Genomic DNA, 14,421 nt, shown 5'->3' on the forward strand with positions numbered 1-14,421 from the left:
GCCGCGCGCCGCGCGCGTGACGAGAACTCCGCATCCCTCGAACCGCTGCGAGGCGGCCCTGTCCGCGTTCCGGCATGTTCAGCGGTAGCCGGTCGTGTCCGCGGGTTTGCCCGCGTCCTGGACCTCGACGAGGTAGCGCCAGGCGTCGGGGCGGCTGCCGTCGAGGTCGGTGAAGCGGTAGACCTGGGCGAGGCCTCCGCTGGAGAGGGACTCGCCGTTCCAGCGCGCCACGTCGGGGTCGGCGGCGAGGGCAGCCACGGCGCGGCCGGCGTAGCGGGGCGTCTCGGAGATGGCGAAGTGCGGGACGCGGTCGAGGGCGTCGCGCCAGTTGTCCTCGCGGACCCCGTAATTGTCGAGCATCATCTCCGAGCGCAGCCAGCCCGGGGTCAGCGCGACGGCGGTGGCGCCCCGGGGTCCGAGTTCGTGGCCGAGGGCGAAGGCCATGCGCAGGACGGACGCCTTGGCGAGGTCGTAGAAGAAGTTGACGCGGTAGGTGTCGCGGTTGTACTCGGCGGTGCCGTCGGTCATCTCGACCACCAGGCCGCCGGGGCGGCGCAGGAGCAGCGGCAGGGCGTGGTGGCTGGTGATCGCGTGCGTCTCGACGGCGAGCCGCAGCAGCCTGAGGCCCTTGTCGAGGTCGTGCTCCCACACGGGCGTGTCCCAGGCGAAGAGCTTCTCGCCGCCCCAGATGTCGTTGACGAGGACGTCGAGGCGGCCCTGTTCGTCAGCGATGCGGTCCACGAGGATGCGGACCTGCTCCGGGTCGAGGTGGTCGGTGGGTACGGCGATGCCGTGGCCGCCGGCCTCGGTGACGAGGTCGGCGGTGTCCTCGATGGTCTCGGGGCGGTCGTACTCGGAGCGGCGGGTCCGTGTCGTGCGTCCGGTGACGTAGACGGTGGCGCCGGCCGCTCCGAGTTCCACGGCGATGCCGCGTCCGGCTCCCCGGCTGGCCCCGGCGACCAGTGCGACCTTGTCTTCCAGCGGCTGTGACATGTCCGACCTCCCGTTTGCCCGATGTCGTTTCGAGCATGACGGGAAAGCCGGACAACCTCTGTCGCCTTTTGTGTGTCGCGCCCCTCGATCAGTGACCGCGGGCGATCCACTCCTGGAGGTGCGGTGCCTCCGCGCCGATGGTCGTCGGGTCGCCGTGACCGGTGAGGACGTTCGTCTCGGCCGGAAGGGCGAGCAGACGGTCGCGGATCGAGTCGATGATCGTCGGGAAGTGGGAGTAGGAGCGGCCGGTGGCGCCGGGGCCGCCCTGGAAGAGGGTGTCCCCCGTGAAGACGGTGCCCAGGCCCTGGTCGTAGAGGCAGACCGCGCCGGGCGCGTGCCCGGGGGTGTGCAGGACCTTCAGGTCGGCGCCGGCGGCCTCGATGACCTGCCCGTCGACCAGCCAGGCGTCGGGCTCCCGGTCGGGGTGGGTCTGCTTCCACAGCGGCAGGTCGTCGCGGTGGAGCCAGATGGTGGCTCCGGTGCGCTCCGCGAGGGCGGGCGCGGCGTCGATGTGGTCGTTGTGGGCGTGGGTGCACACGATGGCCGTCAGCCTGCGGTCGCCGACGGCCTCTGCGATGGCGTCGGCGTCGTGGGCGGCGTCGATGACGACGGCCTCGTGGTCGTCGCCGACGATCCACACGTTGTTGTCGACGTCCCAGGTGCCGCCGTCGAGGGTGAACTGGCCGGAGGTGACGAGGCGTTCGATGCGGGGGGTCATCACAGCACCACCACCGAGCGCAGGACGTCGCCGTGGTGCATCCGCTCGAAGGCCTTCTCCACGTCGGTGAGTTCGATCGTCTCGGTGACGAAGGCCTCCAGGTCCAGGCGTCCTTGCAGATGCAGGTCGATCAGCATGGGGAAGTCCCGGGACGGCAGGCAGTCGCCGTACCAGGACGACTTCAGCGCCCCGCCGCGGCCGAAGACGTCCAGCAGCGGCAGTTCCAGCTTCATCTCCGGGGTCGGCACACCGACCAGGACCACGGTGCCGGCCAGGTCGCGGGCGTAGAAGGCCTGCTTGTACGTCTCCGGGCGGCCCACCGCCTCGATCACCACGTCCGCACCGAAACCGCCGGTGAGCTCGCGGATCGCCTCCACCGGATCGTTCGTGCGCGAGTTGACCGTGTGGGTGGCGCCCATGCCGCGCGCGGTTTCGAGCTTCCGGTCGTCGATGTCCACCGCGATGATCTTCGCCGCGCCCGCCAGGTTCGCCCCGGCGATCGCCGCATCGCCCACGCCCCCGCAGCCGATGACCGCGACCGTGTCGCCCCGGCCGACGTTGCCGGTGTTGATCGCGGCGCCGATGCCGGCCATGACGCCGCAGCCCAGCAGCCCCGCCACCTGCGCGGAGACCGCCGGGTCGACCTTGGTGCACTGCCCCGCCGCCACCAGCGTCTTCTCCGCGAACGCGCCGATCCCCAGCGCCGGGGAGAGTTCCTGGCCGGTCGAGGCGAGGGTCATCTTCTGTTCGGCGTTGTGGGTGTCGAAGCAGTACCAGGGGCGTCCGCGCAGACACGCCCGGCACTGCCCGCACACCGCACGCCAGTTGAGGATGACGAAGTCGCCCGGCGCGACATCGGTGACGCCGTCGCCGACCGACTCCACCACACCCGCGGCCTCGTGCCCCAGCAGGAACGGGAAGTCGTCACTGATCCCGCCCTGTTTGTAGTGCAGATCGGTGTGGCAGACCCCGCACGCCTGCACCTGCACCACGGCTTCACCGGGACCCGGGTCGGGCACCAGGATCGTCTCCATCCGCACCGGCTCGTCCTTGCCCGGTGCGATCACGCCGCGTACTTCCTGCGCCATGGTGGCGGCCCCTTCCCTCGGCTTTTGTCATCCCTGCTCCGACCCTACGTGTGACTGATCGGTAACCACCTCCCCAACCGCCTCATCGGCCGACTTCCCGACGTCGTGCGAGGAAGACGAACTCGCGGCCCGGCCGGTCGGGGGCGTCGCGCACGTCCTCGATCACAAACCCCTGCGCGACCAGCTCCGTCTCGATCTCGTGCCGCTCGCGGAAACGCAAGGTCGAGTCCGACGTCAGCACCTCCCCGTCCGTGGCGAACACATAGGTCGAGCGGAACGTCACCAAAGGCCCGCTCACGTCGATCACCTCGACCCAGTTCTCGACCGCGCCGACGCCGGGGACCTCCGTCACGCCGTACGAAGCCTCCCGGTTCCACTCCTGCCAGGCGCGCCGGGCCGGATCCCGGGTCTCGAAGACCAGGTGCCCGCCCGGCCGCAGTGCCGCGCGGGCGCACCGCAGCGTCTCCCGCCAGACCAGTGGGTCGACGATGGCCTGGGCGACGTTCCCCGTCATCGTCGCAAGGTCCGCCCGCAGCGGCGGGAGCGCTGTCGCGTCACCGTGGATCCAGCGCACCCGCTCGCCGCCCGGCTTGTCCCGGGCCACCTCGAGGGACGCCTCGGCCGGATCGACGCCGACGACCTCGATCCCGCGGTCGGCCAGCAGGAGCGCGAAGACACCCGTCCCGCAGCCGATGTCCAGCACACTGCGGGCCCCGAGCTCCTTCGCGATGCGGAGGTACGCGTCGAGATCGCGGCGGTCGGGGTCGAGCGGGTCGTAGACCGCGGCGAGCCGTGGCACCCCGAAGCACTCGTCAGCCATGGGGCGAAGGTAGGGGGAGCATCCCACTGGGGGCCACCCGGTTTCGCCGTCGGCCGTCGGCTCCACACCCGAAACCCCGGCACCCCTCGGGGAGCGGCCGACGTAGCCTGAGGGCTCCGCCCGACTCCCGAGGAGCCCCGTGACGACCACCGAGACGGAGCAGAAGCCGCCCACCTGGCGGCTGCTCGTCGGATACGTACGACCGCACCGGTGGGCCCTGCTGGCGGGCGCCCTGCTCTCGCTGGTCACGGGTGGCACCGGGCTGCTGCTGCCGCTGGTGGCACGGGAGTTGATCGACGACCTGTCGCACGACCGCACCATCACCGGCGCGTTGATCGTCATGTCGGGGCTGGTGGTCGCCAACACGGCGCTGGGAGCGCTGGGTTCGTACGTGCTGCGGCGCACCGCCGAGTCGGTGGTGCTCGGCGCGCGGCGCTCCCTGTCGTCGTATCTGCTGCGGCTGCGCATAGCGGCCGTGGACCGCAGCGAGCCGGGCGATCTGATGGCCCGCATCACCTCGGACACGACCCTGCTGCGCGAGGTCACCACCGACTCACTGGTGGGCCTCGGTACCGGCGGGCTCACGCTGGTCGCGACGGTGGTCATGATGGGCCTGGTGGATCCGGTGCTGCTCGGGGTCACACTGGCGGTGATCCTGGGCGCGGGCACGGTCCTCGGTGTGATCGTGCCGCACATCAACCGGGCCAGCCGGCAGGCGCAGGACGCGGTCGGTGTGATGGGCGCCTCGCTGGAGCGGATCCTCGGCGCGCTGCGCACGGTCAAGGCGTCCGGCGCGGAGCACCGGGAGGAGCGCACGCTGCACGAGGCCGCCGAGGAGTCGTGGCGGCAGAGCGTGCGCGCGGCCAAGTGGTCGGCGGCGGCGGGCAATACGGCGGGGCTCGCGATGCAGATCGCGTTCATCACGGTGCTCGCGGTGGGCGGGGCACGGGTCGCGACCGGGGCGATCGACGTGGGCACGCTGGTGGCGTTCCTGCTGTACGTCTTCTATCTGATGTCGCCGATCCAGCAGGTCGTCGGCGCGATCACCCAGTACCAGACGGGCGCCGCGGCCCTCGCCCGGATCCAGGAGGCACTGCGGCTGCCGTCCGAACCGGCGGCCTCCCCCGCGCCGTTGCCGTCGCCCGGGGCGGAGCCCGCGGCCGTCGCCTTCGACGACGTCCGCTTCCGCTACGCCGACGATCTGCCGTACGTCCATCACGGGGTGACGTTCGCCGTGCCCGCGCGGGGCATGACGGCGTTCGTGGGCCCGTCCGGCGCGGGCAAGACCACCGTCTTCTCGCTCATCGAGCGTTTCTACGACCCCGAGTCCGGCAGCGTGTCGCTCGACGGCCGGGACCTGGCGGACTGGGATCTGCCCCAACTGCGTTCGGCCATCGGCTATGTGGAGCAGGACGCGCCGGTCCTTTCGGGTTCGCTGCGGGACAATCTGCTGCTGGGCAATCCGGATGCGGACGATGACACTGTCGCCCTGGTGGTGAAGACGACCCGTCTGGACGGTCTGGTCGCCCGGCTGCCCAGTGGCCTCGACACGCTGGTCGGACATCGCGGCACCAGGCTGTCGGGCGGCGAGCGCCAGCGGGTGGCCATCGCCCGGGCCCTGGTGCGCCGCCCTCGGCTGCTGCTTCTGGACGAGGCGACCTCGCAGCTGGACGCGGTGAACGAGGCGGCGCTGCGTGACACGGTCGCCGACGTGGCCCGTACGACCACGGTCCTGGTCGTCGCGCACCGGCTGTCCACGGTGACGATGGCCGACCGGATCGTGGTGATGGACGCGGGCCGGGTGCGCGCGGTGGGCACCCATCGGGAGCTGGTGAGCGCCGACCCGCTGTACGCGGAGCTGGCGGCGACGCAGTTCCTGGCGACGACCTAGTGCCGCGACAGGCAACGTTCGCCCCGTCGCGACGCCCGGCACGCACTCTCGCCGCACCGGCCGAAAGCCCAAGTACATCCAGTACGAGGGCTTGCGGCCGGCACGCCGAGAGCACGCACCGGACGCCGCTCCTTGAAGGGCAAACGTTGCCTGTCGCGGCACTAGGACTGACCGCTCAGCCCTCGAGCCTGCGCAGTCGCTCCGCGTCGCCCGTGCGGGGGCAGGTGACGCATGCGTCTTCCGGCCGGATCTTGTAGAAGAGGCAGCAGCCGGCGCGTGTGCGGGTGGCGTGCCGTCGGCCGGAGTCGCCCAGCAGGTACCGGAAGTCGGCTCCGGCCGGGTAGGGGGGCACGGCGGTCGGCAGGAGGTCGGTGGCGGCCCGCACCGCGTCGGCCTCCTGGTCGAGCATCCGGCCGAGGTACCAGATCCCGGAGACGAGGTCGTCGCAGACCATGCCCCACAGGGTGCGCGCCCCGCGCCGTACCGTGGGGCCGAGCGCAGACAGGAGCGGACGCATGTGCTCGGCGACGGCCATGCGCAACGCGGCGCGAAGTTGCTCTTCCTGAGGGAATGTCACTACTCCTGGCAGCGCGGCCAGGGGGTCGTCGGCCAGGCAGGCGAGGTCCGTGCCGGGGGTGATCGTGTACGTGCCCGTGGCGAGGTCCAGGCGGACATCCTCGGGCCTGATCCGGGGGACCCGCCGGTCGAGATACCAGGCGCCGCCCATCAGCAGGCCGACGGACCAGGCGTAGTCGTGCAGGGCGCGGGAGGCGGCGACGTCGGGGCGCGGGACGGTTCCGTAGCGGTCGTGGATGCGGGCCGTCTCCGCCTCGACGAAGGAGTCCAGTACTTCCTGATCTGCCATCAGCTCAGCTGCGGAGACGCCCGCTTGACGGTCCTCGCCGCCCGGTTCCGCGACCCGCACGGTGAGCGCTTCGCACACGTCGGCCAGCTGTCGGTAGACGTCACCGAGGGCATGTGCGACGGCACCGGCCGGCGGTGTCTTCAGGGCCACGGACATGGGCGCTCCAGGCAGAGTTGCGTGCGAGAATCGAAGTAGGCAAGGCTTACCTTACCTCGCGCGATCATGCGGCAAGGTCTCCGTCGCGAAGGCCACTAGCGGAAGTTGCTCTTCAGCCATGCGCCTGTACCTGCTCGCCCTCAACCCGACCGACTCCGTCACCGAGGGTTTCCTGCCCGCCGCCGCCCGGCTGGGCCTGGACGTCACCGTCCTCACCGACCAGCCCGACGCACACCGCACCAGATACCCGGACGTCGAGATCCTGGAGTGCGACGTCCGTGACTTCCGGGCCGTGATCACCCGTGTCTCCGGCCACCACCGGCCCGACGCCGTCTTCACCAACAGCGACCACCTCCAGACCCAGGCCGCCCTGGCCGCCGCCTACTTCGGGCTCCCCGGCAAGGACTGGCGGGCCACCTTCCGCTGCAAGGACAAGGCCGAGATGCGCCGCCACCTCGCCGCCGCCGGCCTGGACACCGTCTGGTCGGCCGAGCTCGCGGAGCCGGTCGCGCTCGACGCCCCGTACCCCTGCGTGCTCAAGCCGCGCGAGGGCGTGGCCGGCGAGGACGTGGTCCTCGTTCGGAACGCGGAAGAACTGATGACACAGGCCAAGGGGATCCTGGTCCGGCGCCCGGGTTCCGTCCTGGTCGTGGAGGAGTACCTCCCCGGCGAGCTGTACACCCTGGAGACCCTCGGCGACGGGCGTCTCCGACACCTCCTGGGCGGCTTTCACACCGAGCTGTCGCCGCCGCCGTACTTCATCGAGGAGCGCCTCACCTTCGTGCCCGCCCACCCGGAGCCGATCACCGCGCAGGTCCTGGGGCAACTGGACGCGCTGGGCGCCGGGTTCGGCGCCTGCCACACCGAGTTCGTGGTCCGGGACGGCCGGGCGCGGATCATCGAGGTCAACTACCGTGCCATCGGCGACCAGTGTGACCTGCTGCTGGCCCGCTTGCTGGACATCCCGCTCTTCGAGCACATCCTGCGCACCCACCTGGGCGAGCCGCTCCCCGCCGACCTGGGCGCTCGCCGCGCCGGAGCCGCGCGCTTGGAGTACCCGTGCGCAGACCGTGCCGGAACCCTTGCCGACTCCCCCGACGCGACCGAACTCACCGTCGCTGACGTTCACCTGACGTACCGTCCGCTGCGTCAGGTGGGCGAGTGGCACGAGCAGTACCACACGAATCGGGACTACCTGGGGGTGCTGCGCGCCACCGGCACGGAACAGGCGACGGTGGACCGGGTGACGGCCGAGTTCATGGCCGCCCAGCGCTGGGAGATCCAGCCGTGACCACGCCGGACACCTCCGCGTCCCAGCTGCTCACCCGTGTACTGAGCGCCCTCCTGCGCGAGGACGTCGTCGGGCTGAGCAGCAGGAGCACGCTGGTGCACCGGCCCGACGGCGACTGGCTGCGGCGGGCGACACCGGAGGGCGACGCCTTGCTGCTGCCGGTCGCCGAGGACGGCTACCAGTGCGCGTACGCCGCCCGGCTGCCCCTCCTCGTGCGCGAGGCGGACGGCGCCGCGCTGACGTCGTACGAGAGTGTGCTCGGCGCGCTGCGTGCGCTCGCCGAGCCGGAGGACCGGGGCGGCTTCGACGCGTTCGCCGAGGAGTGCCGCCAGACGCTGGCGACGATGCGGCTGCACGCGGCGACGCGGGCGGAGGTGGCGGAGCGACTGACCGCACGCCACGGGAACGACGCGGCGCGCTGGACCGGTCCGGCCGGTGGACTCGCCTACGACACGCTCGCCGCCCGGCTCGACCACCCCGTCTATCCAACCGCACGGGGCCGCTCGGGGCTCAGTGAGAAGCAACTCCGGGCGTACGCGCCCGAGTTCCATCCACGATTCGCCCTGCGCTGGCTCGCCGTGCCGCGGGACACGGTCGTCCTGACCGGCGCGCTTCCGGAGTTCTGGCCCACGGCGGCGACGCTCCAGCTACCCGAGGTGCGGGACACCCATGTGGCCCTGCCCGTCCATCCGTTGACCGTCGCCGCCCTGCGGACGGCCGGGCTTCCGGACGGCGCGGTCCTCTCCGACCGGGCGTACCTCGACGTCGTACCGACGCTGTCGATGCGGACCGTGGCCACGGACTCGGACCCGACCGTGCACCTCAAACTCCCGCTGGCCACCTCGACATTGGGCCTGCGCAACAAACGGACCGTCAAGCCCGGCACCCTCGTCGACGGCGCGGCCGCACAGCGGCTGCTGGAGGCGGTCTTCGCCCGGGAGCCCCGCTTCCGGGACTCGATCCTGCACGCCGACGAGACGACGTACGCGCACGCCGGACACGAACTGCTCGCCGTCCTGTGCCGCCGTTACCCGGCCGGGCTCGACGACGCGGTGGTCGTACCCATGGGGGCACTCCTCGCCGAGGCCCCGGACGGACGGCAGGTCGTCGACCACCTCGCGGACCGCTTCTACGGCGGCGACCCGCTCGCCCTGCTCGACGCCTGTCTCACGCTGCTGTTCGACTGGCAGACCACGCTGTTCGGGTACGGCATCGCGCTGGAGTCGCACCAGCAGAACATCTCGCTCGTGCTGCGGCCGGGCGGGGTGCGGCTGCTGTTCAAGGACAACGACGGGCCGCGCATCAACCTCGACCGGCTGGACACCGTAGTGCCCGGTCCGTGGGGCTTCGACGACACGCGGATCTTCGGCCGGGACGACGGGCCGGTCGCCGACCTGTTCGCCACGATCACAGTCCATCTGTGCGCGGGCGCCTACGCGTTCGGGCTGGCTCGGCACCGCCCCGCAGTGCTGAGCCTCGTACGCGACCGGCTGACGGAGGCGGTGGACCGGCTCGGCTCGGACGCGAGGGCGGAATTGCGCGCCCGGGTCCTGGACGTGCCGCGGCTGCCGGTGAAGGCGATGGTCACGGCCGGCACGCTGCTGTCCAAGGAGCGGTCGGGCGCGGCCGACATCAACAAGCACTACACCACCGGCCCCAACTACCTGCTGTCCGCCGGGGGTTCGTCATGAGTGCCGGAGTTGGGCGACGACAGGCCCGCTGGGCAGGGATCCGGTACGTAGGGCTGGACGTCGGCGAGCTCCCAGCGCTGGGCGGCCCTGCCCACGCTGATCGCCGTACGGCTGCTGCTCGGCGCGGGGGCCACCCTCGGCCCGGTGTTCCGGCCGCCGACTGCGCCCGGGGCCGGGCGCCGGACGGACTGTTCCGCTCGCTGGAGTTCTTTTCCAAGGCCGGCGCGGTCGCGGCGCCCGCCGGGGCCCGGCCACCCCCGTGCTGACCGGCGGTGCCGCTGCCGCCGTCCTCGCGATCACTTTCCCCCGCTGAAGTTCCGCATCCGCTGGAGCCGTTGATGCCCTTGCTGACCCTCCCCCTGACTTCGTCCGAGGGGACGCCCATCTCGCTTCGCCCGCCGGGGAGCACCACCGCCTCCGCCGACCTGCCCACCCCCGACGAGGTGGTGGCCCACACGCTCCTGAACTGTCTGCTGCGCGAGGTGTCGGGGCCCGAGCACCAGTCAGTCGTCAGCGACGGCCGGCTGCTGCTGCGGCTGCCCCGCCGCGGGGTGCTGCTGCGCGTGGCCCTGCGCCGCACTTCGCTGCTGGGCGCGCACCGGTTCACCGGCCCGGTGAGCGAGCAGTGCGACGGCGGCTGGGCCGAGGTGGACTGGCGGCGCCTCGCCGAGTACACGCACGACGAGCTGCGGCTGCGCACCGGCGTGCGCAACGAGGAGTTCCTGGAGCAGATCGCCTCCAGCCACGAGGCGATCGCCACCGCGCTGTCCGCCGGGCGGGCCGAGCGCGCCCCGGACGACCGGCTGTCGGCCTACCTCGCCTCGGAGCAGTCGCTGCTGTTCGGGCACCGCTTCCATCCCACGCCCAAGGCCCGCACCGGCGCCCCGCGCGCCTGGTCCGCGTACGCGCCGGAGGCCGGGGCCGTCTTCCCGCTGCGGCACCTCGCCGTCCGCGCCCCGCTGATCGCCGAGGAGTCCGCGGAGGCCTTCGCCACCGCAGCACTGGACCGGCAGCGCCCGGACCTCCCCGACGGCTACCGGCTGCTGCCGGCCCACCCGTGGCAGTACGAGACGCTCCGCGCGCATCCGGCGCTGCGCGCGGCGCTCGCGAGCGGCGATGTCCTCGACCTCGGCCCGGGCGGACGGCCGTTCGCCGCCACCGCGTCCGTGCGCACGCTGTACGACGGTGAGACGTTCCTGAAGTTCAGCCTGAACGTGCGGATCACCAACTGCATGCGCAAGAACAGCAGTTACGAGCTGTCCGGCGCGGTAGCCCTCACCCGCGTCCTGGCCCCGGCGCTCGCCGACCTGGCCGAGCGCTTCCCCGGCAGCGCCGTGTTGCGTGAGCCCGCCTACCGCACGCTCGCCCTGCCAGGCCCGGACGGGGCGCCGGACCGCGCGCTGTTCGAGGGCTTCGGCGTCATCGTCCGCGAAGGCCTGCCGCGCCGGCTCGCCCCGGGCACCACTCCCCTGCTCGCCGCCGCGGTCGCGGACGAGTACCCGAACGGCCCGGCCCACCTCTCCCGACTCCTCGACGGCGCGGACGAGCGGGAGGCCCTCGACTGGTGGTCGGCGTACCTCGATCTGCTCGTCCCGCCCGTCCTGGCCGCCTACTTCGACCACGGCCTGGTCCTGGAGCCGCATCTGCAGAACGTGCTGATCTGCGTGGACGGCGAGGGCAGGCCCGCGCAGGTCCTCTTCCGCGACCTGGAGGGCACCAAGCTGCTGCCCGAGCACCACGCGGAGAACCTCGCCGCGCTGCCGCCCGAGGTCGCGGGCCCGTTGACGTACGACGCCCAGCGCGGCTGGGACCGGGTCGTCTACTGCCTGCTGGTCAACCACGTCGCCGAGCTGCTCGCCGGCCTCGCCGACCTGTACCCGGGGGCGGAGGCCGCGCTGTGGGCACGGGTGCGGACCACGCTCCGGGCGTACACCGGCCGCTGCGGCTGCCCGCCGCGCCTGGCCGCCCTGCTCGCCGGGGTGCCGCTGCCCGCGAAGGCCAACCTGCTCACCCGTTGGGAGCGCAAGGCCGACCGCGAGGCCGGATACGTCCAGCTGCCGTCACCGCTCGCCGAAGACATCCTGCGCGCCCCGGCCGGAGGTGCCCGATGACCGACCCGACCCCCGCGGTCCGCGACCACGTCCGGTCCCTGCCCGCGACTGAACTGCCCGCGTATGTCTACGATTTGGCGGCACTGCGCACGCACGCCGCCACCGTGCGGGACGCCCTCCCGGAGCGGGTGGAGCTGTATTACGCAGCCAAGGCCAACCCGGAGCCGGAGATCCTCGCCGCGCTCGAACCGTACGTCGACGGCTACGAGGTCTCCTCGGGCGGCGAACTCGCCCATGTCGCCGACGCGGTACCGGGCCGGCCGCTCGCCTTCGGCGGCCCCGGCAAGACGCCGGCCGAGCTGGCGGCGGCGCTGGAGAGAGGAGTCGACCGCTTCCACGTCGAGAGCGGGCACGAGCTGCGCGTGCTGGCCGAGTTGGTGCGGCGTGTCGCACCCGCGCGGCGGGTGGCGGTACTACCCCGGGTCAATCTGCCGGTCGCCGATGGGTCGTTGGCGGGCAGCTCGCTGGCGATGGGCGGTCGGCCCACGCCCTTCGGCATGGACCCCGACCACGCTGTCGAGGCCGTCCGCGCGCTCACCGACGGCACGTATCCCCACCTCGAACTGCGCGGCGTTCACGCCCACTTGGCCAGTGGGCTGGAGGCGGCCCAGCAGCTGGCGGTGGCAGAAACCGTCGTCGCGTGGGCGACGAGCCTCGGCGTGCCGCTCGTCGAGGTGAACGTGGGCGGCGGCATGACCGTCGACTACGCCCGCCCCGGCCGCAGATTCGACTGGACCGCGTACGGCAGCGGGCTCGCCCGGCTGACCGAGGCGCATCCGCGGCTCACCCTGCGCATCGAGCCGGGCCGGGCGCTGACGGCGTACTGCGGCTGGTACGCCACCGAGGTGCTCGATGTGAAGCACAACCACGGCGAGGAGTTCGCGGTCGTACGGGGCGGCACCCATCACCTGCGGACGCCGGCGACGAAGGGGCACGACCAGCCCTGCGCGGTGCTGCCGGTGGACGCATGGCCGCACCCCTGGCCGAGGCCCGGCGCCGAGGGGAGCCGGGTCACGCTCGCGGGGCAGCTGTGCACGCCGAAGGACGTCCTGGCCCGGCGGGTGCCCGCGCCCGGGCTCAGGGCCGGTGACCGGGTGGTGTTCGCGCTGGCGGGTGCCTACGCGTGGAACATCTCCCACCACGACTTCCTGATGCACCCCAGGCCGGGCTTCCACTTCCTGAACGGGGCGTCCTCCTGACCGGGCACCCGCAGGCTGCGCTTGCCGAGCCCGCCGGGGCGGAGGAGCCTCAAAGGGAGAGCCCCCCTCGCGGCCCGCTCCTCGCCGGGCCGCGGCCCTCGAAGGAGGTCACCATGGGCACTGCGGCACGCCCCGGCTTCGACACCGAAACACTGCGCCAGGGCATCGAAGGACAGGCAGAGACTCTGCTGTCGCTCTACGCCGACGACGCCGAACTACGCGTCGTGGACCGCAACACCCAGCCGAGCCACCCCAAGGTCCTGCACGGCCGTGACGAGATCGCCGAGATGCTGAACGACGTCTACAACCGCGAAATGACGCACAAGCTGGAGCGGTGTGTCGTCCAGGGCGACCAGGCCGCCTTCAGCGAGTCCTGCGAGTACCCGGACGGGGTGCGTGTCCTCGCCGAGTCGATGGTGTCGCTGCGCAACGGCAAGATCGTCGACCAGACCCTCATCCAGGCCTGGGACGAATAGGAGGGCAGGAGGGACGCGTTAGGCTGGACCCGGGCCGTGACTGGCGCTGAGGTGGAGCACCACCGGGGAGCGGCCCGCACCGTGGATGCCGTGCGCCTGGGCGATTTCCGTTCGAACCTGCCCAGGAGTGGATCATGTCTCAGGCCCGGCTCATGGACGGCACCGCGCTCGCCCGGCGGATGGTGGAGGAGACCGCCGAGCGGGCGGCCGACCTCACCGAGCGCACGGGGCAGGCGCCCTGCCTGGCGACCGTGCTGGTCGGTGAGGACCCCGCGTCCGTCACCTACGTCCGGATGAAGCGGAACCGCTGCCGCAAGGCGGGCATCGAGTCCCGCCATGTGGCGCTGCCCGCCGCCACGACCACCGAGGAACTCGTCGGCACCCTCCGCTCCCTGTCGGACGACCCCGCCGTGCACGGCATCCTGCTCCAGCACCCGATGGGCACGCACATCGACGAGCGGGCCGCGTTCGAGGCGATCGCTCCCGAGAAGGACGTCGACGGCGTCACCCTCGCCTCCTTCGCCACCATGAGCTTCGGACTGCCGGGCTTCGTGTCCAGCACACCCGGCGGGATCCTCCGGCTGCTCGACGAGTACGACATCGACCCGGCCGGCCGGCGGGCCGTGGTCGTGGGCCGCAGCGCGATCCTGGGCAAGCCGGTCGGCATGCTGCTGCTCGCCCGCGACGCGACGGTGACCTACTGCCACTCCCGCACCCGGGACCTGTCCGCGGCCGTCCGCGAGGCGGACATCGTGGTCGCCTCCGTGGGGCGGCCGCGGCTGATCCGGGGCCAGGACATCAAGCCCGGCGCCGTCGTGATCGATGCCGGGTACAACCCCGGCAACGTCGGTGACGTCGACTTCGACTCCGCCGTGGAACAGGCCTCGCTGATCACGCCGGTGCCGGGCGGCGTGGGCCCGATGACCATCGCCACGCTGCTGGAGCAGACCACGGACGCCGCCGCCCGGCAGCTCGGGGCGCTCGGGGTGTGATCAGCATCCGCCGGGCGGGGCCGTGCGCCGGTGGGGACTCGGGCGGGGCGTCGCCGGCCTGCTGCCTGCTGGGCGGCGCCGCGGTGGCCGAGGTGGTGCTGATGGTGTGTCCGGCCTAGGGACCCTCCGA

General features: G+C 72.3%; 13 protein-coding genes and 1 riboswitch. Of the genes, 8 read left to right on the forward strand and 5 right to left on the reverse strand.

What is annotated here, in order from left to right; all coding sequences use genetic code 11:
* Positions 1-78: 78 nt before the first annotated feature.
* The 4 genes from Q4V64_RS02980 to Q4V64_RS02995 all read right to left on the reverse strand — a co-directional run bounded on the left by Q4V64_RS02980 (position 79) and on the right by Q4V64_RS02995 (position 3,619).
* Positions 79-993 carry an SDR family oxidoreductase gene (locus Q4V64_RS02980; protein WP_124437015.1) on the reverse strand — a complete coding sequence of 305 codons (915 nt, stop codon included), beginning with the start codon at positions 991-993 and terminating at the stop codon, positions 79-81.
* Between the two features lie 88 nt (positions 994-1,081).
* Entirely contained in the window at positions 1,082-1,711 is a 630-nt protein-coding gene (locus Q4V64_RS02985) for an MBL fold metallo-hydrolase (RefSeq protein WP_124437016.1), read from the reverse strand.
* The gene (locus Q4V64_RS02990; RefSeq protein ID WP_124437017.1) at positions 1,711-2,799 is read right to left on the reverse strand and encodes an S-(hydroxymethyl)mycothiol dehydrogenase; all 1,089 of its coding nucleotides are present in this window, start codon (positions 2,797-2,799) and stop codon (positions 1,711-1,713) included. Before Q4V64_RS02990 ends, Q4V64_RS02985 begins: the two co-directional genes overlap by 1 nt.
* Positions 2,800-2,881: 82 nt before the next feature.
* Positions 2,882-3,619, reverse strand: coding sequence for a class I SAM-dependent methyltransferase (locus Q4V64_RS02995; protein ID WP_124437018.1), 738 nt, complete (start codon positions 3,617-3,619; stop codon positions 2,882-2,884).
* 139 nt (positions 3,620-3,758) lie between these two features.
* Between Q4V64_RS02995 and Q4V64_RS03000 the strand changes: the two genes are divergently transcribed.
* Positions 3,759-5,510 carry an ABC transporter ATP-binding protein gene (locus Q4V64_RS03000; RefSeq protein WP_124437019.1) on the forward strand — a complete coding sequence of 584 codons (1,752 nt, stop codon included), beginning with the start codon at positions 3,759-3,761 and terminating at the stop codon, positions 5,508-5,510.
* A 175-nt stretch (positions 5,511-5,685) separates the two neighbouring features.
* Here the strand turns inward: Q4V64_RS03000 and Q4V64_RS03005 are convergent, their stop codons facing one another.
* Positions 5,686-6,531 carry a (2Fe-2S)-binding protein gene (locus Q4V64_RS03005; protein ID WP_124437021.1) on the reverse strand — a complete coding sequence of 282 codons (846 nt, stop codon included), beginning with the start codon at positions 6,529-6,531 and terminating at the stop codon, positions 5,686-5,688.
* A 118-nt stretch (positions 6,532-6,649) separates the two neighbouring features.
* Between Q4V64_RS03005 and Q4V64_RS03010 the strand changes: the two genes are divergently transcribed.
* The 7 genes from Q4V64_RS03010 (at position 6,650) to Q4V64_RS03040 (ending at position 14,410) form a co-directional block, all read left to right on the forward strand.
* Complete coding sequence (locus Q4V64_RS03010) at positions 6,650-7,822, forward strand: ATP-grasp domain-containing protein (RefSeq protein ID WP_124437022.1); 1,173 nt, start codon at positions 6,650-6,652, stop codon at positions 7,820-7,822.
* Positions 7,819-9,513, forward strand: coding sequence for an IucA/IucC family protein (locus Q4V64_RS03015; RefSeq protein WP_124437023.1), 1,695 nt, complete (start codon positions 7,819-7,821; stop codon positions 9,511-9,513). The genes Q4V64_RS03010 and Q4V64_RS03015 overlap by 4 nt, the downstream gene beginning before the upstream one ends.
* Positions 9,514-9,851: 338 nt before the next feature.
* Positions 9,852-11,624 (forward strand): IucA/IucC family protein, encoded by a 1,773-nt coding sequence (locus Q4V64_RS03020; protein ID WP_124437024.1) that lies wholly within the window; start codon positions 9,852-9,854, stop codon positions 11,622-11,624.
* A complete protein-coding gene (locus Q4V64_RS03025) occupies positions 11,621-12,823 on the forward strand; it encodes a type III PLP-dependent enzyme (RefSeq protein WP_124437025.1) in 1,203 nt (400 codons plus the stop codon). The genes Q4V64_RS03020 and Q4V64_RS03025 overlap by 4 nt, the downstream gene beginning before the upstream one ends.
* 113 nt (positions 12,824-12,936) lie before the next feature.
* Entirely contained in the window at positions 12,937-13,299 is a 363-nt protein-coding gene (locus tag Q4V64_RS03030; RefSeq protein WP_124437026.1) for a nuclear transport factor 2 family protein, read from the forward strand.
* A gap of 26 nt (positions 13,300-13,325) precedes the next feature.
* Positions 13,326-13,408, forward strand: a riboswitch (ZMP/ZTP riboswitch).
* A gap of 25 nt (positions 13,409-13,433) precedes the next feature.
* Positions 13,434-14,291: a bifunctional 5,10-methylenetetrahydrofolate dehydrogenase/5,10-methenyltetrahydrofolate cyclohydrolase gene (locus Q4V64_RS03035; RefSeq protein WP_124437027.1), complete on the forward strand. Its 858-nt coding sequence runs from the start codon at positions 13,434-13,436 to the stop codon at positions 14,289-14,291.
* The gene (locus Q4V64_RS03040; RefSeq protein ID WP_303708886.1) at positions 14,288-14,410 is read left to right on the forward strand and encodes a hypothetical protein; all 123 of its coding nucleotides are present in this window, start codon (positions 14,288-14,290) and stop codon (positions 14,408-14,410) included. The genes Q4V64_RS03035 and Q4V64_RS03040 overlap by 4 nt, the downstream gene beginning before the upstream one ends.
* Positions 14,411-14,421 lie beyond the last annotated feature (11 nt).

Source organism: Streptomyces sp. NL15-2K (assembly GCF_030551255.1).
In the GTDB taxonomy this organism is placed as follows: Bacteria; Actinomycetota; Actinomycetes; order Streptomycetales; family Streptomycetaceae; genus Streptomyces.

What these genes read in the sequence shown, in the direction of transcription:
- Q4V64_RS02980 (WP_124437015.1), bottom strand. Translation starts at nt 993, where the DNA reads ATGTCACAGCCGCTGGAAGACAAGGTCGCACTGGTCGCCGGGGCCAGC.
- Q4V64_RS02985 (WP_124437016.1), bottom strand. Translation starts at nt 1,711, where the DNA reads ATGACCCCCCGCATCGAACGCCTCGTCACCTCCGGCCAGTTCACCCTC.
- Q4V64_RS02990 (WP_124437017.1), bottom strand. Translation starts at nt 2,799, where the DNA reads ATGGCGCAGGAAGTACGCGGCGTGATCGCACCGGGCAAGGACGAGCCG.
- Q4V64_RS02995 (WP_124437018.1), bottom strand. Translation starts at nt 3,619, where the DNA reads ATGGCTGACGAGTGCTTCGGGGTGCCACGGCTCGCCGCGGTCTACGAC.
- Q4V64_RS03005 (WP_124437021.1), bottom strand. Translation starts at nt 6,531, where the DNA reads ATGTCCGTGGCCCTGAAGACACCGCCGGCCGGTGCCGTCGCACATGCC.
- Q4V64_RS03010 (WP_124437022.1), top strand. Translation starts at nt 6,650, where the DNA reads ATGCGCCTGTACCTGCTCGCCCTCAACCCGACCGACTCCGTCACCGAG.
- Q4V64_RS03020 (WP_124437024.1), top strand. Translation starts at nt 9,852, where the DNA reads ATGCCCTTGCTGACCCTCCCCCTGACTTCGTCCGAGGGGACGCCCATC.
- Q4V64_RS03025 (WP_124437025.1), top strand. Translation starts at nt 11,621, where the DNA reads ATGACCGACCCGACCCCCGCGGTCCGCGACCACGTCCGGTCCCTGCCC.
- Q4V64_RS03030 (WP_124437026.1), top strand. Translation starts at nt 12,937, where the DNA reads ATGGGCACTGCGGCACGCCCCGGCTTCGACACCGAAACACTGCGCCAG.
- Q4V64_RS03035 (WP_124437027.1), top strand. Translation starts at nt 13,434, where the DNA reads ATGTCTCAGGCCCGGCTCATGGACGGCACCGCGCTCGCCCGGCGGATG.